Genomic DNA, 17,711 nt, shown 5'->3' with positions numbered 1-17,711 from the left:
GTCAGAGGACTTTGCCGATGAAGGCGCGGGTGCGTTCGTGCAGCGGATCGTCCAGGACCTGGGACGGGGGTCCTTGTTCGAGGATCTGTCCGGCGTCCATGAAGACGACCGTGTCGGCCACCTCGCGGGCGAAGCCGATCTCATGGGTGACGACGAGCATGGTCGTGCCGGTGCGGGCCAGGTCCTTCATCACTTCGAGGACCTCGCCGACGAGTTCGGGGTCCAGCGCCGAGGTCGGCTCGTCGAACAGCACGACCTTGGGCTCCAGCGCCAGCGCCCGGGCGATGGCCACCCGCTGTTGCTGGCCACCGGACAAGGTGCGCGGGTAGGCGTCCGCCTTGTCCGCCAGGCCGACCCGGTCGAGCAGCCGGGTCACCAGGATCCCGACCTCGGCCCTGGACCGCTTCTGTGCCGAGAGCGGCGCCTCGGCCACGTTCTGCCGCACGGTGAGGTGCGGGAAGAGGTTGAAGTTCTGGAAGACGAAACCGATCCGCGTCCGCTGCCGGAGGATCTCCCGCTCGTGCAGTTCGTGCAGCCGATCGCCCGACCTTCTGTAGCCGAGCAGCTCGCCCTCGATCTCGACCGTCCCCGACTCCACCTTCTCCAGATGGTTGATCGTCCGCAGCAGCGTCGACTTGCCCGAGCCCGACGGGCCGAGGATCACGGCCACCTCGCCCTGCCGCACGCTCAGGCTCACTCCGCGCAGCACGTGCAGCGGGCCGAAGTGTTTGTGCACGTCACGCAGTTCCACCATCGTCGTCATGAGCGCCCTCTGCCGTAGTGACGCTCGACGTAGTACTGCACGACCGACAGCACCGTGGTCAGGACCAGGTACCAGACGGCCGCCACCAGCAGCAGGGCCATCACCCGGCCGTTGCGCATGTAGATCACCTGCACCTGGTAGAACAGCTCGGGCAGCGCCATGATGTAGACGACCGACGTTCCCTTGACCAGGCCGATGATCTCGTTGCCCGCGTTCGGCACGATGGTGCGCATCGCCTGCGGCAGGATGATCCGGAACAGCCGGCGCACGCGGGGGATGCCCAGCGCCGCGGCGGCCTGCCGCTGGCCCGGGTCCACCGACAGCAGCCCGCCCCGTACGATCTCGGCGGCGTACGCGGCCTGGTGCAGTGCCAGGCCGAGGGCGGCGGCGGTCAGCGGCCCGATGAGGTCCATGGTGCCGACGGCGAAGAACCCGGGTCCGAAAGGAACCCCGAACGACAGCCGGGGATACAGCAGCGCCAGGTTGTACCAGAACAGCAACTGCAGGATCAGTGGTACCGAGCGGAAGAGCCAGACGTAGCCCCAGGCCACCGACGACAGCAGCCGGTTGGGCGACAGGCGCATGAGGGCCAGTACGGTGCCCAGGGCGAATCCGAGGACGATGCCGAACGCGGTCAGCTCCAGGGTGAGTCCCACCGCGCGCAGGACCGAGGGCGCGAACAGGTACTGTCCGACGATCCCCCAGTCCCATGCGGGGTTGGTGGCGAGCGAGTTGGCCGCCATCGCGAGCAGGAGCAGCACGAGAGCGGTCGACGCCCAGCGCAGCGGATGACGGGTCGGGACGACCTTCGGCGGGAGTTCGTCCCGCTGGACGCCCAGCACCGTCCGGGTGCCGGAGAGCGTCATGATCCCACCGAGCTGAGCGCGGCGGCCCGGGCGAGACGGAGTGTGTCCTGGTTGCCGAACGAGGGACCGGGGCGCGGCGAGGTTTCGGAGCCGTCGTTGGTCCCGCCGATACCGAGAAACTCGACGGGCATGGATGCCGCCTTCCTGGGGGGCGAGGTAGACGGTTTCACCTCAACACAGCCTGATGTTCCCGTCAAGACCTACTTGTTTAGTAGGTTTTTACACCCGGCCATCTCACCGCCCGGCCGTCTCACCGGCGGTGCCATTCCTCGGCGAGCAACCGGTAGGAGCGCACCCGGTCCTTGTGGTCATGGGTGATGGTCGTGACGACGAGCTCGTCGGCGCCGGTCGCCTCCCGAAGCTGTTCGAGCCGGTCGGCGACCTGCCCGGCGGTCCCGACGAACTGGGTGTCGACGCGGTCGGCGACCAGCTCACGGTCGGCCTCGCTCCATGGGATGGCACGGGCCTCGGCGGGGGCCGGGAACGGGATCGCCCCTTCGGCGGTCCGGATGCTGCGCACCCACGGCCCGTAACCCGCGGCGAGGTCGCGGGCGGCGGCCTCGGTCCCGGCGACGACGACGTCGGCGGAGACGCTGACATAGGGCCGGTCCAGCTCCGCGGACGGGCGGAACGCGGCCCGGTAGCCCTCGGCCGCCTCCAGTACGCTGCCGGGACTGACGTGGTAGTTGGCGGCGAACCGCAGGCCGTTCGCGCCGGCCACGTTCGCGCTCTCGCCGCCGCTGCTGCCGAGGATCCAGAGCTGCACCTGCGCGCCCTCACCCGGGACCACATGCGCTTCCTCGCCCTCCGGGGACCGGTAGGTGCCGCGCAGCAGGTCGAGGATGTCGCCGACCTGTTCGGTGTAGTCCTGCGACCGCGCGCCGGGCAGTTGCAGCAGCGTCTTCTGCAACGCGAAACGCGGCGAGGCGAGCAGATGGGCGAAGGAGAACTTCGGCGGGATCGGCAACCCGTTCGGCGCCCGCCCGTCGACCACCGTGGCGCCGGACACCAGCGCCGGTTCCCGGGCCGTCTCGGCCGGCCGCCCGCCCGACCGGCCGAGACCGAGGTCCAGGCGCCCCGGGTGCAGCGCGTCGATGAGCCCGAACTCCTCGACCGTCGACAGGGCCGTGCGGTGGCCCATCTGCACCGCGCCGGACCCGATCCGGATCGTCGAGGTCGCCGACGCGGTCAGCGCCAGCAGTACGGCGGGCGATGTCCCGGCGACCCCTGGGTTGAGGTGGTGCTCGGCGAACCAGTAGCGGGCGTAGCCGAAGCGTTCCGCCTGCCGCGCCAGGTCGATGCTGTTACGCAGGGCCTGCACGGCGGTCGACCCCGACGAGATCGGCACCAGGTCGAGCACTGCCAGTGGGATGGTGGCCATGTGTCACCCTTCTAAGAAGGCGGAAACGGGCTACGGAGTGACCGGCCCCCACTCCCAGGGCGGGTCCGGTATCTCCTTGCGCAACACCGGCGCGATGTCCGACTGGAACAGCTCCAGTGACGCGCGGTGCTGGGCGTCGGTCAGGCCATCGGCGTCGGCGTGCAGGTGCATGACGCTGTGGCCGAAACGCTCGTGGTAGCGGTGGACCTTCTCGACGATCTGCTGCGGGCTGCCGATCAGGGCGGAGCTGCGCTCGACGAAGTCCTCCAGGGTGGGAAAGACCGGCTCCAGCCCGAGTCGCCGCTGGAACGCGAGCGTTCCCTCGAAGACCGGCCGGTAGGCCGCGAGGGCGTCCTGCGACCGGTGGTCGGCGTAGTAGCCGGCGGTGCCGGCCCCGACCACGGCGGCGGCCGGATCGTGACCGTAGGCGGCCCACCGCTCGCGGTAGTGGCGGACCAGCTCGGCGTAGGGCTCGATCGGGTTGCTGACGTTCGCCGAGAAGAGCGGGTCGCCGTAGCGCGCGGCCAGGTCGACCGATTCCCGGCTGGTCGCGCTGCCGTGCCAGACGCGGATCGGCCGTTGCAGCGGCCGGGGCCACACCTCCGCCTCGGTGAGGCTCGGCCGGAACCGCGGCGTGGCGGTGACCTTCTCCTCCCGCCACAGCCGGCGGAACAGCTCGTAGCCCTCGGCGTTGCGGTCCCACTGGTCCTCGGGCGTGACGTGGAACAGCTCCCGTTGGGCGGTGCCGTTGCCCTTGCCGATGATCAGCTCCAGCCGGCCGCCGGAGAGGTGGTCGAGGGTCGCGTAGTCCTCGTAGGCCCGGACCGGGTCGAGCAGGCTCAGTGTGGTGACCGCGGTGAAGAGCCGGATCCGGGAGGTGAGCGCGGCGATGTGGCTCAGCACCACCGGAGGGGAGGAGGAGATGAAGGGCCGTTCATGCCGCTCCCCCACGCCGAAGCCGTCGAAGCCGAGCTCCTCGGCGAGCACGGCGTTGTCGAGCACCTCGCAGAACCGCTCGTAGGTCGGCTTGCGCACCCCGGTCACCGGATCCGGCGCGTGCACGATCAGGGTGATCAGCAGGAATCTCACGAGCCGTCCCCTCTGTCCTCGCCGGTCCGCCGCGGCCCGGCCAGGCCCCGCCCGGCCTCCGCGACCAGGTCGGACCGGTAGCGGACGGTGAAGAGCTCCGTCTCCCGTGGCGCGCGCCGTGCGGCCGGATGCCGCCCGGCCCCGTCGAGCGCGACGGCGCGATGGAGCGGGGGAAACGAATCGGACATCGGCATTGACCACCTCCGGATCGAAGGGCGCCACGATGGCCCCTCCGCCGATCGATGGCCGTTGGCCGGAGGCTACGCCGCTTTCCGGATACCTGTCTATACCTACCTAAATAGTTGACTTTACGGCGTCGGCATCGGCACCCGGTTCCGGCGGCCCGCCGAGCCGCTCGCGGACACCTGTCCCGAGCGGCCGGCGGTACCCGCACCGGTGGGCGTACGCCCGGGATCTCTGCACCGTGCCGGCTGATCGCGCGGTCAGGGGATCGCGCGATCAGCCGGTCGCGCGGTCAGTTCGCCGAGACCGAGAAGCCGTTGGTGCGGAAGTCCATGCCGCCGCTGGAGGAGGTGATCTCGTAGCCGAACTGGACGTCGCCCAAGGTCACGTCGCCGAACCAGTTGTTGCCGCGCAGCCAGGTCAAGATCGCCTTGATGTCGACCGTGCCGGAGCTGGTGTTGCCCTGCCGGACGAAGGAGAACACCTGGTTGGAGCCGTTGGACCCGCGGTAGACGTCCCAGTTGTGGCCGCCGGCCGAGACGCTGGTCTGGCGTGAGCCGATCGGGCCGACCGGCCCGTACTTGTTCATCCACAGCATGATCTCGTAGGTGTGGCCGTCGCACCAGATGTCGTAGGCCGTGGTGTAGGCGCCGCCGTTCGGCACGGTGACGTTGAAGCTGCTGCTCGCGCTGCCGAGCGCGCTGATGCGCCGGTTCACGTTCCTTGTGGCGTTGGGGTAGGACTTCACCCCGCCGGTGTTGGGGTGGTTCGCCCACACGCCCCAGTTGCTGTAGCTGTTGGCCCAGATGGTCTGCGGGCCCGCGCCGTTGCCCCAGATGTTGTTGTAGAGGGTGTAGCCGCCGTTGGTCCAGGTGCCCCACCGGTCGGTGGAGGACCAGGTCGCCGCCTGCGCCGGGGTGGCGAGCAGGCCGACGAGCGCCACCAGCACCGACACCGGGACGAGTAGGCGTGACGTCCTGAGCATGATCTTCCTCTCCTGCCGTCGTGTCGCCGGGCGTCCGGCCCGGCGGGATTCGCCGTAACCCCGTCGAAATCACCGTCGAAGCGCTTCGACGGCGTTTCGACTTGATCGCTGATCGGATTCGCCGTGGAGTGGGGTCACCGTAGGTTCGGCCGCCACCAGAGGCAACGCGGCAGGGAAAACCTTTCCGACAGTCCAGGTCAAGCGGCGAACGCCCTCGTCCGCCTGTGAAAGTTTCCGGCGGGCCGCCGGAGCCGGGACGCACCCCGGGAACGCCCGTCCACCACGCCTGGCGATAATGGGACGACCGGAAACCGATGACCTCTTGGTGCACCCCGCGTACCCGCGGCCCTGTCGCGGGCACGTCCCCCACTCGAGAGCAGCCAGGGAGCGCGCGTTGAGTTTCAGCCATCTGTCCCACCTGGAGTGCGGCCGGTGCGGAGCCGAGCACGACAGCGAGCGGCCGCAGAACCTGTGCACCCGGTGCGCGTCCCCACTGCTGGCCCGCTACGACCTGGCGGCCGTCCGGGCCTCGGTCACCCCTGACGACCTCGCGCGGCGCTCCCCCGACCTGTGGCGCTACCACGAGCTCCTCCCGGTGCGTGACCCGCGGTCGGTCACCAGCCTCGGCGAGGGGATGACGCCGCTGCTGGAGATGGCGCGCTACGGCGAACGCATCGGGGTGCCCCGGCTGCTGATGAAGGACGAAGGACTGATCCCCACCGGCTCGTTCAAGGCCCGCGGCGCGGCGGTCGGGGTGTCGCGCGCGGCCGAGCTGGGCGTCGAGCGGCTGGCCATGCCGACCAACGGCAACGCCGGCGCCGCGTGGGCCCTGTACGGCGCACGGGCCGGCCTGGCCGCCACCGTGGTCATGCCGGTGGACGCGCCGGAGATCACCCGGCGCGAGTGCGTGGCCTCGGGGACGGACCTGTACCTGGTCGACGGCCTGATCAGCGACGCCGGCCGCATCGTCGGCGAACTGGTCGCCGCCTCCGGCGGCCGGGTCTTCGACGCCTCGACGCTCAAGGAGCCCTACCGCATCGAGGGCAAGAAGACCATGGGCATCGAGATCGTCGAGCAGCTCGGCTGGCGGATGCCCGATGTGATCCTCTACCCGACCGGCGGCGGGGTCGGCCTGATCGGCATCCACAAGGCATTGGAGGAACTGCGCGAGCTCGGCTGGATCGCAGGGCCGCTGCCGCGGCTGGTCGCGGTGCAGGCCGAGGGCTGCGCGCCGATCGTCCGCGCCTTCGAGAGCGGGGAGCCCGAGAGCCGCTACTGGGACGGCGCGCGCACCGTGGCCTTCGGCATCAACGTCCCGAAGCCGCTCGGCGACTTCCTGATCCTGCGGGCCCTGGCCGCGACCTCGGGCACCGCGGTCACGGTCACCGACGCCGAACTGCTGGCCGAACTCCGCGAGGTGGCGGCCCTCGAAGGCGCCTTCGTCTGCCCGGAGGGCGCGGCGGCGTTCGCCGCGGCCCGCAAGCTCCGCGCCTCAGGCTGGATCGCCCCCGACGACCAGGTCGTCGTCCTGAACACCGGCGCCGGCATCAAATACCCCCAGACCATCGAAGTGGACGCCCCAGTACTCCCCGTGGACGCCCACCTGGCCTAACCCCCACCACGCCTCAGGCACCACTCGGTGGGTGACCACGGCACCGCCACGCTGCCTGATCGCCACGGAATCCAGCAGGGACCCAGCGAGAAGGTGAGAACAGAATGGACGCCTTGAAGTGGTGTAGAAGTTCTTACAGCTCAGCCAACGGCGGTGAGTGCGTCGAGATCGCGGCGATTTCGGGCGTTGTCGCGATCCGTGACAGCAAGGACATCGCGCAGGGGCATCTGACCGTGACCGCCGGAGCGTTCAGGGCGTTCCTGGCCAGGATCAAAGTCTGAGTCCCCGAGACGGAGCAAGGAATGATCATCGGTGGGCTCGTCATCGTCTACGGTTCCATGCTCGCGTGGCTGGTCATGGCACTGCTCACCCTGAAGAACAGACGAGCCCACCGCGTCTTCCTGATCGCGCACCTGGCCATGTCTTCGATCGCCGCCCTGTGGCTTGTCTCCTCAAGGTGGGCCCCAGGAATGGTGGTTCTGATGGTCGCACCTGGCGCCTGCGTGTCGGCGGGGAGATTGGTGACCGGATTGGTTCATGACCACCGGCGCCATTGACCCGTCCGAGGACACCTGACGGCACCTGAGCACTGTCGGGGGCTTATCGTGCATAGGTGCGTCGTGTGCTTGTCGTCGGGATCAGTGGGGCCGGGAAGTCGACCATGGCGCGGGTGTTGGGTGATCATCTCGCGGTGCCGTATCACGAGATGGACGCATTGCACTATGTGGGGCCGGGGTGGGCCGTGGACGACGGGTTCGCGGCGAAGGTGGCCGCCATCGTCTCCTCGCCCGGCTGGGTGTTCGACTCCTTCGGCTACCCCCAGGTGCGCGAGCTGCTGTGGGAGCACGCCGACACCGTGGTCTGGCTGGACTACTCCAGAAGCGTGATCATGCCGCGGGTCCTGCGCCGATCGCTGCGGCGGACCCTGCTGCGCGAGCCGGTCTTCGGCGGCAACCGCGAGACCCTGGCCGGCTGGTTCCGCCGCGACCACCCGGCCTGGTGGGCCTGGTCCCAGCACGCGGCCCGCAGGGCGGCCATCCACCGGCTCGTCCACGATCCTCGCTTCGCCCATCTGCGCGTGATCCGCTTCGGCGCGCCGGAGGAGGCAGACACCTGGCTGTACGACCTCATCCACCGCTAGCCGTGGTGTCGCAGGACGTCGGTTCCACGAAGTGCAGGGGCGGGTCCGTCTGTGCTTCGTGCCGGTCGCGGCGATCGGGATCTCAGGGGTCCCGCGTGCGCGGCTGTTTCCGGTGTCAACGGGCGAACTTCTCGATGGCCGCCGGGGTGACCGGGGTGAAGAAGTTCACGAGGTTGCCGTCGGGGTCGCGGAACAGCAGCGACCGGTTGCCCCAGGGCATCGTGGTGGGCTCGGTGACGAAGTCGGTGACCAGGCCGGTCAGGTTCCGGTGCACGCGGTCCACGTCGTCGACACGGAACTCGGTGATCACGCTGTGGTTGTCCGCCGGGCGGGCGGAGCCCGGGGCGAACAGCGGGACGGTGCGGGTGCCGGCGATCGCGAGGGTGGCGTTGGGGGTCTTGAGTTCGGCGAAGTCCTCGGTGGCCCACATCGCCCGCACCCCTGTGACTCCCTCGTAGAACTCGACGAGGCGCCGGACGTCCTCGGTGATGATGCGGATCGAGACGAAGTCCATGGTGATCTCCTTGGCTGATGGAGTGGCTGCACCTCGCAGGCTAGGAGAAATAGGGGACAGAATCGGTCCTGTATTCGCCGTAGGCTGTGCACGTGCCTCGACCCACCGGCCGCGTGCTGACACTGCTGGAGTTGCTGCAGTCGGGCGGCACCCGGACGGTGGCCGAGCTCGCCGACCGGCTCGGCGTCGACGGGCGCACCGTGCGGCGGTATGTGGACCAGCTGATCGACCTTGACGTGCCCGTGGAGTCGGTGCGCGGCCGCTACGGCGGCTACCGGCTCGCCCCCGGGTACCGTCTGCCTCCGCTCATGCTCAGCGACGACGAGGCGCTGGCCGTGCTGCTCGGCCTGGTCGCCGGCCGCCGAGCAGGGTTGACGGCGGCGGGGCACACCGCGAGCGAGACGGCATCGGCCAAGATCCGGCGGGTGCTGCCCAAGCACATCGCCCGCCGGCTCGACACCCTCCTTGAATCTCTCTTCTTCACGGATCGGCCCCGTGAGTTCGCCACCCCGGACGCCGGAATCCTGCTCACCATCGCCGACGCTGTACGCCATCGCCGACCGGTCTCGATCCGGTACACCGACCGCGACGGCCGGCGCAGCGAACGCACACTCCACTCGTACGGGATCGTCGCCCATTCGGGCCGGTGGTACGTCACGGGCACCGACCCCGAGATCGGCGAGGACCGGACCTTCCGGCTCGATCGCATCGCGGACGCGCGGACCCTGCCCGGCTCTTTCGAGGCGCCCGAGGGTCCCGATCCGGCACATCGCGTGTTGTCAGGGTTCGCCACGGCCGAGTACCGGCATGAGGTGATCTTGCGGATCCACGGGACGGTCGAGCGGATCCGCGCCCACCTTCCCGCCGGCGTCGCGATCCTGGAGGAGCACGAGCCCGCGGCGGGCAAGGACCCGGCGACCGACCGCTGGCTGCGCGTCCGGCTACGGGCGGAGCGGCTCGACTGGTTGCCGCCGACACTCGCCGCACTCGACCGGCCGTTCGTCATCGAGCGCCCCGACGAACTGCGCGACCTCGTCATCGCGCTCGCCGAGCGCCTCGCGTCCAACGCCCGCCAGGCCTGACAGCCAGGAACCAACGTCAGGAGATCGCACAGCCGGCGCACGCCCGCACAGGCCCGGAAATGACTGTGGGCACCCTCCCTCAAGGGGAGAATGCCCAGGTCATCGGCGTTGACCGTGGTGCGCCGCCAGGGACTCGAACCCCGGACCCGCTGATTAAGAGTCAGCTGCTCTAACCAACTGAGCTAGCGGCGCGTGACCATGTCCAGGTTAGCGGAAACGCGGGGGTGCCCGTGACGTCGGCCGCGGGGGCCGCCGAGGCCGGCCTTACCTACGGGTGAGGCGGTCCTGTCCGCGCATCGATGTTTCACCGGCGAATGACGGGTAGGGCGAAGAGTCCCGACGGCACAATCGAAGGGAGAACGAAGATGGCACAGGATCTTTGGAGTTACGGCCCGACCGTCACCGGAGCCCATCAGAGCTTCGACGTGGTCGGATATCACGTGGAGGCCACGGACGGCAAGATCGGTTCCGTGGACGACGCCACCTACGAGGTCGGCGAGAGCTACCTGATCGTCGACACCGGACCGTGGATCTTCGGCAAGAAGGTCATGCTCCCCGCGAGCACGGTCATCAACATCGACCCGCAGGAGAAGAAGGTCTTCGTCAGCCGCACCAAGGACGAGATCAAGGACTCGCCGGAGTTCGACGAGGCGAGCTACAAGGAGCCCGCCTACCGCGACCAGGTCGGCGAGTACTACGGCCGCTTCCCCTTCGGGCCGGGAGCCACCCTGTAAGCATGCGCGACTGGTAGGCCATCGCCTTCCCCGGCACCGCGAGGTGCCGTGAAGGCGCCAGTGAAGGGCCGCGCCGCACCGGCGCGGCCCTTCCGCGTGCAGGCCTGCCTGGTGGTCAGCTCAGCGCGAGGCGCAGGAGCAGGTCCTTGACGTCGGTGGCCTCGAAGCGCTCCGCGGTGACCGAGGGGTCGGAGCACAGGAGCACCGGGGCGTCGGCCGCGTCCCTGGGCAGCAGCCCGTGGGAGCCGCGCACCGCGCGGGCGCCCGCGTCTAGCCCGACGACGTTCATCATGTAGCGCATGCCGACCTTCTTGCGCAGCAACGCCACCCCGGCCCGGCGCTTGGCGCCGAGCACGTCCTGGGGGTCGAAGAACAGCTCGGCCGGGTCGTAGCCGGGTTTGCGGTGGATCTCGACCAGCCGGGCGAAGTCGGGGGCGCGTGCGTCGTCGAGCCAGTAGTAGTAGGTGAACCAAGCGTCCGGCTCGGCGAGCAGCACCAGTTCGCCCGACCGGGAGTGGTCGAGCCCGTGGGCCCGCTTGCCCTCCTCGTCGAGCACCTCGGCGACGCCGGGGAGGGACGCACAGAGCTTGGCGACGGCCGGGACGTCGGCCGGGTCGGCCACGTAGACGTGCGCCACCTGGTGGTCGGCGACGGCGAACGCCCGCGAGGTCCACGGGTCGAGGTACTCCATGCCGGCCTGGGTGTGAACGCGGAGGAACCCTTCGGCGCGCAGCGTCCGGTTGACGTCCACCGGGCGGGAGACGTCGGTGATCCCGTACTCCGACAGCGCCACGACGGTGGTCCCCCGTGCCGCGGCGGCGTCCAGCAGGGGGGCGAGCACGCCGTCGAGTTCGGCGGCGGCAGCGGCGGAGCGCGGGTCGGACGGGCCGTACCGTTGCAGGTCGTAGTCGAGGTGGGGCAGGTAGGCCAGGGTCAGGTCGGGGTCGTGGTCGGCCATGACCTTCTCGGTGGCGCGGCAGATCCAGGTGGAGGAGGCGATACCCGCTCCCGGGCCCCAGTAGGTGAACAGGGGGAACTCGCCGAGGGCCGAGGTGAGCTCGTCGTGCAGTTCGGGCGGGTAGGTGTAGCAGTCGGGGTCCTTGCGCCCGTCGGCGTGGTAGATCGGCCGCGGCGTGACGGTCCAGTCGACGTCGGCGCCCATGGCGTACCACCAGCACACGTTGGCCACCGTGAACCCGGGCCGCTCCCGCCGGGCGGCGTGCCACAGTTTGTCCCCGCCGACGAGCGCGTTGTGCTGGCGCCACAGCAGGACCTCCCCGAGGTCGCGGAAGTACCAGCCGTTGCCGACGATGCCGTGCTCGGCGGGCGGCGCGCCGGTGAGGAAGGTCGACTGCACCGAGCAGGTGACGGCGGGCAGGACGGTGCCCAGTTCGGCCTGGAAGCCGCCGTCGGCGACGGCGCGCAGCCGCGGCATGTGGGCCAGCAGCCTCGGGGTCAGGCCTACGACGTCCAGGACCAGCAACGATGTCATGCTTCCACTCCCAGGTGGCGAAGTTCGGCGCGGACGAAGTCCAGCTCGTCGGCGATGCCGTCGGCGAGCTGCCCGGGCGTCTGCGGGCGCAGCGCGGCGGGCAGGACGCCCCAGGTGTAGGTCTCCACGTCGAAGTGGTCGCACAGCGGCTCCGGGCCGCCGGCGAGTTCGGCGAGCGCCTCGCGCAGCAGCGGCGTGGTCGCCGCGAGCGGCGCGGACGGGGAGACGTGCAGCGGCACGTGGTAGTGGACCCGCCACGGCCCGGGCAGCCGCCGGTCCAGGGCCTCGTCGAGGTCGTCGGCGGCCTCGCCCGCGGGGGTGCGCGTCTGGTGCAGGAAGCGCGGTTCGACGTACTCGCGCAGCGCCTCCGGCTCGGCGGTCTCCAGGGCGGCGGAGAGCTGGACCTTGACGACGGGCAGGCCGGCGTCGCGCAGCGCGCCCAGCGCGTCGGCGGGCTTCTCCCAGGCGCAGGCCAGGTGGGCGAGGTCGACGCAGACGCCGAGCCGGTCGTGGTCGGCGTCCGCCAGGTGGGCGATGGCCTGCTCGGTGGTCTCCACGACGCAGCCCGGTTCGGGTTCGAACGCGACGCGCACGACCCGTCCGGTGGCGGACTCGACGTCGGCCAGGCCGGCGGCGAGCTCGTCGAGCCGGCGTGCGGCCTGGCCGGCCATCGCGGCGTCCCAGGGGTCGCGCCAGGCGAGCGGCAGGGTGGACACCGAGCCCCGGGCGGCATCGTCGGGCAGCAGGTCCGCCAGGACGCGCGCCAGGTCCAGGGTGTAGGTCAGCCGTTCCCGCGTCGTCCAGTCGGGGTGGTAGACCGCGTGCTTGACCACCGGGTCCTGGAAGGAGCGGTAGGGGAAGCCGTTGACGGTCACCACCTCAAGGCCCCGCGCGGTCAGCTCCCCCCGGAGCCTGGCGCGTAGCGCCGGGTCGGCGGCGAGGGCGGCGGCGACGGGCGCGGCCAGCCAGAGCCCGAGCCCGAGCACGTCGGCGCCGAGGCGGTCGCGGATCGGGACGGCGTAGGCGTCGAACTGGGCGATGATGCCGTCGAGGTCCTCGGCCGGGTGGACGTTGGTGCAGTAGCTGACGTGCAGCGGTGTCCCCGAGGAGTGGAGCAGCCGCATCAGCTGCCTCCGCGTTTGATGGAGCTGCCGGCGAAGGTGGGCTCGTCGAAGCCGGCGACGGAACCGGCGACGGAGCCGGACCCGTCTTCGGCGCCGGTCAGGTCCAGGCGTCCGGACTGGCCGTAGAACTCCACGGGGTTGCGCCACAGCACGCGGTCGACGTCGTCGTCGGTGAACCCGGCGGCCAGCATCGCCCTGCCGGTCTCCAGCGTCAGCAGCGGGTCCGAGACGCCCCAGTCGGCGGCGGAGTTGACCAGCATCCGGTCCGGCCCGTGCTTGCGCAGGATCTCCACCATGCGCTCGGGCGACATCTTGGTCTCGGGGTAGATGGAGAAGCCCATCCAGCATCCGGACTCGTGCACGATGTCGACGGTGACCTCGTTGAGATGGTCCACGACGACCCGCCCGGGCGCGATCCCGGAGGCGGCGACGACCTCGATGGTCCGCTGGGTGCCGCGGGCCTTGTCGCGGTGAGGGGTGTGCACGAGCGCGGGCAGGTCGAACTCGACGGCCAGGGCGAGCTGCCGTTCGAAGGCGTCGTCCTCCTCGGGCGTCATCGAGTCGTAGCCGATCTCGCCGACCGCGACGACCCGGTCCTTGTCCAGGTAGCGCGGGAGCAGGTCCAGCACGGGCCGGCAGCGCGGGTCGCCGGCCTCCTTGGGGTTCAGCGCGATGGTCGCGTGGTGGACGACGCCGAACTGGGCGGCCCGGTACGGCTCCCAGCCGAGCAGCGAGTCGAAGTAGTCGGCGAACGAGCCGGGGTTGGTACGGGGCTGCCCGAGCCAGAAGGCGGGCTCCACGATGGCCCGTACTCCGGCGGCGGCCATCCGCGCGTAGTCGTCGGTGGTGCGCGACGTCATGTGGATGTGCGGGTCGAAGATGCGCATCAGGCCTCCTTGGGGGTCAGGCGGTCGAGGAGGGCGGCGGCGTCGGCGGGCATGGGACGTCCTGCCGCCGCGCGCTCGTCGGCGAAAGCGGCCAGCATGGCCGCCAGCTCGTGGTCGGCCCGCTCGTCCAGCCGGTCGACGGCGGTCAGCGGCACGCCCATGAAGACGCATTTGAGCACCGCCTGCCGCCATGCCGTCTGGTCGAGGTGGCGGGCGTACGGGCCGAGGGCGGCCGCGACCAGGCGCGTGTCGTTCGTGCGGATCGCGTCGTGCAGCAGCGGCACCGCCGCCGTGTCGGCGGCGAGCATCGGCAACGCCTTGAGCACGGCGCGTTTCTCGTCGGCGTCGCCGTGGCGGTAGAGCTCGCCGGCCTGGTCCGCCTGCCGGTCGGGCGGCAGCGCGGACAGCAGCAGCGCCCGCGCGGCCTCGTCCGCCGTCCAGCCGGGCGCCCCGGACAGGGCCTGCCTGCCGACGCGCCGTCCGGCCGCGGCGAAGGACCGGCCGATCGACTCGGGCCGCTCGGCCGCGGCGGCCAGGGCGTCCTCCAGCCACTCCCCCGGCGATCCGTCGCGCAGTGCGGCGCTCAGCCGCTCCTCCAGCGTCACGATGGACCCTCCGCCGCCTCGCGCGATGCCGGTCCCAGCGTCATGACGGGCTCCCTTCCGGCCCGCGCGGCGCCTGTCCCAGCGTCATGACGGGCCTCCTTCCGGCCCGCGCGGCGCCTGTCGCGGCGTCATGACGGGCTTGCTTCCGTCCCGTGCGACGCCTTCTCGGCGGCGCGCAGGAAGTCGATCGAACGCGCGGCGACGGCGGGCGCGGCGTGGGAATGGCGGGGCAGCTCGACCGCGACCAGGCCGCGGTAGCCGGCGTCGTCGAGGGCGCGCAGCACCGGCGGGAAGTCGATCTCCCCTTCGCCGAACTCCAGGTGCTCGTGCACGCCGAGCCGCATGTCGTCGATCTGGACGTTGACCAGGTGCCCGGCGACCCCGGCGACGCAGGCGGGCACCGGGTCGGGCTCGTTGCAGCGGCAGTGCCCGATGTCCAGCGTGATGCCGAAGCCGTCCGGCGCGCCCAGGGCCTGGTGCAGGCGGCGCCAGCCGGCGATCGTCTCCACGAGCATCCCCGGCTCGGGCTCGAAGCCGAGCGTCACCCCGGCCTCCCGGGCGGTCTCGGCGACCCGCTCGCACCCCTCGACCAGCCGGTCCCAGGCGACGGCCGGGTCGACATGGGCCGGGCGGATGCCGGACCAGAACGACACCGCCTCGGCCCCGAGGTCGGCCCCGATCGCGACGGCGCGGCGCAGGAAGTCCACCCGCGTGTCGCGGTCGTCGTCGAGCAGCGTCGGGGCGTGCTTGCGCCGCGGGTCGAGCAGGTAGCGCGCACCGGTCTCGACGACCACCGCCAGATCGAGGGCGCGCAGCCGGTCGGCGACCTCCGCCACCCGCCGTCCCAGCCCGTCGGCGTACGGGTCGAGGTGACAGTGGTCGAGCGTCAGCGCCACTCCCTGGTAGCCGAGGCCGGCGATGACCTCCAGGGCGTCCGCGAGCCGGTGGTTGGCGAAGCCGTTGGTGCCATAGCCGAGCCTCATGTCGCGGCGATCTTCTTGACCAGGCGCCGGGCCAGCGGGGCCGCCGCCGCGAGCAGGAGGGCGAGGCGCGGAGCGCCGCCGCGCGCGGTGAGGGCTCCCTGGAGGGCGGGGAGGCTGACGATGCCCGCGCTGACCGCCTCACGGACGTGTCCGGGCGAGGGGTCGGCGACGGCCTGCGCCTGGGGAAGGCCGAACTGGGCGGCGTACCAACCGGCGAGGGCGGGCTGCGTCCCGTTCGCGCTGCCGCGGACGGTGGCGGCGGTGAGCGCGACGGTGCCCGCCAGGGTCGCCGCGGGCACGGCCGGACGCGTGCCCGACACCTCTCCGTGGGAGAGCGCGGTGAGCAGGTAGGTGTGGGCGGCGATCGTGGCGGCGGACGGCAGCGCGGCGGCGGCGCGGGACCCGGGGCTGGCGCCCAGCAGCACGTCCAGGCCGCGGCACAGGGCCATGACCGGCGGACCGGCGGCCGTGCCCTTGGCCAGCACGTCGTAGGCCCAGATGGCGGCGGCCAGCGGCGCGGCGACCGCCAGGGCACGCCGGCCGCCCGCGAGCCCGGCCACGGCGACGCCCGCGAAGGTGAGGCCCACCGCCGTGCCGAGGGCCGCGTTCGCCGTCACCCGCCCCGAGGGGATGGGGCGCTCGGGGCGTTCCCTGGCGTCGAGGTGCCGGTCGGCCCAGTCGTTGGCGGCCATCCCGGCCCAGTACAGGCAGACCGAGGAGCAGGCCAGGCCGGCGGTACGCCGGCCGAGCACTCCGGCGGCGGCGGCCCCGGCGACCACGTCGCCGGGGACCGACAGCGCGGCCGGGGCGCGGACCAGCTCCAGCAGGTCGCGCAGGGTCGTCATCGCGGCGTGCCCGGCGCGCCGTAGGAGGCGACGGCGTCGCGCAGCACCTGCCACTGGTCGGACAGGGCGTGCGGGACCTGTCCGAGGGGGTCCTTGAAGAAGAAGGCCAGTTCGGTGAGCGGTCCCACGCGCCCGGCCTGGTGGGCGGCCGAGGTCAGCCGCGCCAGGTCGAGGATCAGCGGCGCGGCGAGGGCGGAGTCGCAGCCGTGCCAGCTGAACTCCATGCGCATGCGCGTGCCCAGGAAGCCCTCGAAGGTGATCAGGTCCCAGGCGGTCTTGAAGTCGTCGAGGTCTTCCACGAAGTCGATGCGGGTGTCGCCCTGCGGCTGGTAGCCGAGGGTCTCGGCCAGCACGCGCTGCTTGCTGGCGGACTTGGCCGCGTTGGCGGCCGGCTCGGCCAGGTTCGCGCCGTCGCCGCCGCCGAGCAGGTTGATCCCCGACCAGGTGCGCACCCTCAGGTTGCGCTGGACGAACATCGGGGCGAGCACGGACTTGACCAGCGTCTCGCCGGTCTTGCCGTCGTGTCCCCCGTAGGGCAGCCCCTGCGCGCGGGCGAGCGCGTCGAGGGCGGGCAGGCGGGCGCCGGTGGAGGGGGTGAAGTCGACGTACGGGCAGCCGGCGAGCAGTGCGGCGTAGGCGGCCAGGGAGCTGGGCGGCAGGACGGGGTCGGGGCCGTCCAGCGCGGCCCGCAACGCGTCGAGGTCGGCGTGGGCGGGGTGGGGCGGCGGCGCGGGTTCGGTGGTCGACACGTTGATCACGACGACCCGGTCCAGCCGGTGGCGCCGGCGGAAGGTGTCGAGGTCGGCGCCGATCTCCCGCGCGACCTCGGCCTGGGTGGCGCCGACGGGCAGCGGCCGCACCTGCTGTTCGATCTCGAACAGCGCGTCCCGCACGGCCTCGGCGAGCCGTGCCGGGAGGATTCCCGCCTCGGCCAGCGCGGCGGCCTTCTTGTCCAGGGGGACCGAGGAGACGTCGTGGCCGCCGAAGACCAGGTCACCGAGACGCGGAAGGGCGTCGTTCCGCAGCGCGGGCGACTCAAGGACACACCCGGTCGGCGCGGTCAGGCCCGCCCGCACCGCCAGGGCACCGATCATGCTGGTGACCGCGACCGATCCTCGTGCTCCGATCAGCCATACTCCGGTACTCATCAGTCTCCTCTCACGGTCGGCTCGCAACCGGCAGGGTGCGCACGGCGGCGCGCACGGGGGGTGGGCTCGCGCGGGCGGCGGTCATGGCGCGGCCGCCGCCCGGCGAGGGGTCATTCGGTGGAGAAGGCGGCGTCGAAGGCGGCGGTGGGTGGGGTGATGGCGTTGAGGCCGCGGACGTAGGCCAGGGCCTCGGGGGCGCCGGCCAGGCGGTCCATGCCCGCGTCCTCCCATTCCACCGAGATCGGCCCGTCGTAGCCGATGGAGTTCAGCGCCCGGA

At 71.6% G+C, this 17,711-nt stretch carries 19 protein-coding genes, 1 tRNA gene and 2 pseudogenes; 6 read left to right on the top strand and 16 right to left on the bottom strand.

Annotated elements, in window-relative coordinates:
- Position 1 precedes the first annotated feature (1 nt).
- The 6 genes and pseudogenes from ACFQSB_RS30500 to ACFQSB_RS30475 all read right to left on the bottom strand — a co-directional run.
- Positions 2-763, bottom strand: a complete 762-nt coding sequence (locus ACFQSB_RS30500) for an amino acid ABC transporter ATP-binding protein (protein WP_380830297.1) — start codon at positions 761-763, stop codon at positions 2-4.
- On the bottom strand, positions 760-1,629 hold the full coding sequence (locus tag ACFQSB_RS30495; protein ID WP_380830296.1) for an amino acid ABC transporter permease: 870 nt from the start codon (positions 1,627-1,629) through the stop codon (positions 760-762). The genes ACFQSB_RS30500 and ACFQSB_RS30495 overlap by 4 nt, the downstream gene beginning before the upstream one ends.
- Before the next feature lie 250 nt (positions 1,630-1,879).
- On the bottom strand, positions 1,880-3,010 hold the full coding sequence (locus ACFQSB_RS30490) for an LLM class flavin-dependent oxidoreductase (protein WP_380830295.1): 1,131 nt from the start codon (positions 3,008-3,010) through the stop codon (positions 1,880-1,882).
- 30 nt (positions 3,011-3,040) lie between these two features.
- On the bottom strand, positions 3,041-4,099 hold the full coding sequence (locus tag ACFQSB_RS30485) for an LLM class flavin-dependent oxidoreductase (protein WP_380830294.1): 1,059 nt from the start codon (positions 4,097-4,099) through the stop codon (positions 3,041-3,043).
- On the bottom strand, positions 4,096-4,287 hold the full coding sequence (locus tag ACFQSB_RS30480) for a hypothetical protein (RefSeq protein ID WP_380830293.1): 192 nt from the start codon (positions 4,285-4,287) through the stop codon (positions 4,096-4,098). Before ACFQSB_RS30480 ends, ACFQSB_RS30485 begins: the two co-directional genes overlap by 4 nt.
- Before the next feature lie 287 nt (positions 4,288-4,574).
- A pseudogene (locus ACFQSB_RS30475) lies at positions 4,575-5,273 on the bottom strand (glycoside hydrolase family 12 protein); the annotation flags it as partial.
- 388 nt (positions 5,274-5,661) lie between these two features.
- On the opposite strand from ACFQSB_RS30475, the gene ACFQSB_RS30470 reads away from it, so the two are divergent.
- From ACFQSB_RS30470 to ACFQSB_RS30455, 4 genes are all read left to right on the top strand, one after another.
- Positions 5,662-6,879 carry a threonine synthase gene (locus ACFQSB_RS30470; RefSeq protein ID WP_380830292.1) on the top strand — a complete coding sequence of 406 codons (1,218 nt, stop codon included), beginning with the start codon at positions 5,662-5,664 and terminating at the stop codon, positions 6,877-6,879.
- A gap of 104 nt (positions 6,880-6,983) precedes the next feature.
- Complete coding sequence (locus ACFQSB_RS30465; protein WP_380830291.1) at positions 6,984-7,160, top strand: DUF397 domain-containing protein; 177 nt, start codon at positions 6,984-6,986, stop codon at positions 7,158-7,160.
- A gap of 21 nt (positions 7,161-7,181) precedes the next feature.
- Positions 7,182-7,436, top strand: a complete 255-nt coding sequence (locus ACFQSB_RS30460) for a hypothetical protein (protein WP_380830290.1) — start codon at positions 7,182-7,184, stop codon at positions 7,434-7,436.
- Positions 7,437-7,570: 134 nt separating this feature from the next.
- Positions 7,571-8,020, top strand: coding sequence for a hypothetical protein (locus ACFQSB_RS30455; protein ID WP_380830289.1), 450 nt, complete (start codon positions 7,571-7,573; stop codon positions 8,018-8,020).
- A 115-nt stretch (positions 8,021-8,135) separates the two neighbouring features.
- Here the strand turns inward: ACFQSB_RS30455 and ACFQSB_RS30450 are convergent, their stop codons facing one another.
- Complete coding sequence (locus ACFQSB_RS30450) at positions 8,136-8,534, bottom strand: VOC family protein (protein ID WP_380830288.1); 399 nt, start codon at positions 8,532-8,534, stop codon at positions 8,136-8,138.
- A 92-nt stretch (positions 8,535-8,626) separates the two neighbouring features.
- Here ACFQSB_RS30450 and ACFQSB_RS30445 point away from each other — a divergent pair, with 92 nt between their 5' ends.
- The gene (locus tag ACFQSB_RS30445) at positions 8,627-9,616 is read left to right on the top strand and encodes a helix-turn-helix transcriptional regulator (protein WP_380830287.1); all 990 of its coding nucleotides are present in this window, start codon (positions 8,627-8,629) and stop codon (positions 9,614-9,616) included.
- Between the two features lie 115 nt (positions 9,617-9,731).
- On the opposite strand, the gene ACFQSB_RS30440 is transcribed toward ACFQSB_RS30445, so the two are convergent.
- Positions 9,732-9,808, bottom strand: a tRNA-Lys gene (locus ACFQSB_RS30440).
- 173 nt (positions 9,809-9,981) lie between these two features.
- Here ACFQSB_RS30440 and ACFQSB_RS30435 point away from each other — a divergent pair.
- Positions 9,982-10,350, top strand: a complete 369-nt coding sequence (locus ACFQSB_RS30435; protein WP_354848012.1) for a PRC-barrel domain-containing protein — start codon at positions 9,982-9,984, stop codon at positions 10,348-10,350.
- Positions 10,351-10,465: 115 nt separating this feature from the next.
- Here the strand turns inward: ACFQSB_RS30435 and ACFQSB_RS30430 are convergent, their stop codons facing one another.
- From ACFQSB_RS30430 to ACFQSB_RS30395, 8 genes and pseudogenes are all read right to left on the bottom strand, one after another.
- Positions 10,466-11,842 carry an alkaline phosphatase family protein gene (locus ACFQSB_RS30430; RefSeq protein ID WP_380830286.1) on the bottom strand — a complete coding sequence of 459 codons (1,377 nt, stop codon included), beginning with the start codon at positions 11,840-11,842 and terminating at the stop codon, positions 10,466-10,468.
- Entirely contained in the window at positions 11,839-12,966 is a 1,128-nt protein-coding gene (eboE, locus tag ACFQSB_RS30425) for a metabolite traffic protein EboE (protein ID WP_380830284.1), read from the bottom strand. Before eboE ends, ACFQSB_RS30430 begins: the two co-directional genes overlap by 4 nt.
- A complete protein-coding gene (locus ACFQSB_RS30420; RefSeq protein WP_380830283.1) occupies positions 12,966-13,853 on the bottom strand; it encodes a TatD family hydrolase in 888 nt (295 codons plus the stop codon). The genes eboE and ACFQSB_RS30420 overlap by 1 nt, the downstream gene beginning before the upstream one ends.
- Positions 13,853-14,458 carry an EboA domain-containing protein gene (locus ACFQSB_RS30415; RefSeq protein ID WP_354922246.1) on the bottom strand — a complete coding sequence of 202 codons (606 nt, stop codon included), beginning with the start codon at positions 14,456-14,458 and terminating at the stop codon, positions 13,853-13,855. The genes ACFQSB_RS30420 and ACFQSB_RS30415 overlap by 1 nt, the downstream gene beginning before the upstream one ends.
- Positions 14,459-14,586: 128 nt before the next feature.
- A complete protein-coding gene (locus ACFQSB_RS30410) occupies positions 14,587-15,441 on the bottom strand; it encodes a sugar phosphate isomerase/epimerase family protein (protein ID WP_380830282.1) in 855 nt (284 codons plus the stop codon).
- Positions 15,438-16,286, bottom strand: coding sequence for an SCO3242 family prenyltransferase (locus tag ACFQSB_RS30405; protein WP_380830281.1), 849 nt, complete (start codon positions 16,284-16,286; stop codon positions 15,438-15,440). Before ACFQSB_RS30405 ends, ACFQSB_RS30410 begins: the two co-directional genes overlap by 4 nt.
- Positions 16,283-17,434, bottom strand: coding sequence for an inositol-3-phosphate synthase (locus ACFQSB_RS30400; RefSeq protein WP_380830280.1), 1,152 nt, complete (start codon positions 17,432-17,434; stop codon positions 16,283-16,285). The genes ACFQSB_RS30405 and ACFQSB_RS30400 overlap by 4 nt, the downstream gene beginning before the upstream one ends.
- Positions 17,435-17,544: 110 nt before the next feature.
- Positions 17,545-17,711: pseudogene (locus ACFQSB_RS30395) on the bottom strand (sugar phosphate isomerase/epimerase); the annotation flags it as partial.

It is taken from the genome of Sphaerisporangium rhizosphaerae (assembly GCF_042665155.1).
In the GTDB taxonomy this organism is placed as follows: Bacteria; Actinomycetota; Actinomycetes; order Streptosporangiales; family Streptosporangiaceae; genus Sphaerisporangium; species Sphaerisporangium rhizosphaerae.
The sequence above is the reverse complement of the archived record's forward strand: the minus strand, read 5'-3'. Positions and strand labels throughout refer to the sequence as shown.

Excerpts from the sequence above, each read along its gene's own strand:
- ACFQSB_RS30500 (WP_380830297.1), bottom strand. The coding sequence starts at position 763 with ATGACGACGATGGTGGAACTGCGTGACGTGCACAAACACTTCGGCCCG.
- ACFQSB_RS30495 (WP_380830296.1), bottom strand. The coding sequence starts at position 1,629 with ATGACGCTCTCCGGCACCCGGACGGTGCTGGGCGTCCAGCGGGACGAA.
- ACFQSB_RS30490 (WP_380830295.1), bottom strand. The coding sequence starts at position 3,010 with ATGGCCACCATCCCACTGGCAGTGCTCGACCTGGTGCCGATCTCGTCG.
- ACFQSB_RS30480 (WP_380830293.1), bottom strand. The coding sequence starts at position 4,287 with ATGTCCGATTCGTTTCCCCCGCTCCATCGCGCCGTCGCGCTCGACGGG.
- ACFQSB_RS30465 (WP_380830291.1), top strand. The coding sequence starts at position 6,984 with ATGGACGCCTTGAAGTGGTGTAGAAGTTCTTACAGCTCAGCCAACGGC.
- ACFQSB_RS30460 (WP_380830290.1), top strand. The coding sequence starts at position 7,182 with ATGATCATCGGTGGGCTCGTCATCGTCTACGGTTCCATGCTCGCGTGG.
- ACFQSB_RS30450 (WP_380830288.1), bottom strand. The coding sequence starts at position 8,534 with ATGGACTTCGTCTCGATCCGCATCATCACCGAGGACGTCCGGCGCCTC.
- ACFQSB_RS30435 (WP_354848012.1), top strand. The coding sequence starts at position 9,982 with ATGGCACAGGATCTTTGGAGTTACGGCCCGACCGTCACCGGAGCCCAT.
- ACFQSB_RS30430 (WP_380830286.1), bottom strand. The coding sequence starts at position 11,842 with ATGACATCGTTGCTGGTCCTGGACGTCGTAGGCCTGACCCCGAGGCTG.
- eboE (WP_380830284.1), bottom strand. The coding sequence starts at position 12,966 with ATGCGGCTGCTCCACTCCTCGGGGACACCGCTGCACGTCAGCTACTGC.
- ACFQSB_RS30420 (WP_380830283.1), bottom strand. The coding sequence starts at position 13,853 with ATGCGCATCTTCGACCCGCACATCCACATGACGTCGCGCACCACCGAC.
- ACFQSB_RS30410 (WP_380830282.1), bottom strand. The coding sequence starts at position 15,441 with ATGAGGCTCGGCTATGGCACCAACGGCTTCGCCAACCACCGGCTCGCG.
- ACFQSB_RS30405 (WP_380830281.1), bottom strand. The coding sequence starts at position 16,286 with ATGACGACCCTGCGCGACCTGCTGGAGCTGGTCCGCGCCCCGGCCGCG.
- ACFQSB_RS30400 (WP_380830280.1), bottom strand. The coding sequence starts at position 17,434 with ATGAGTACCGGAGTATGGCTGATCGGAGCACGAGGATCGGTCGCGGTC.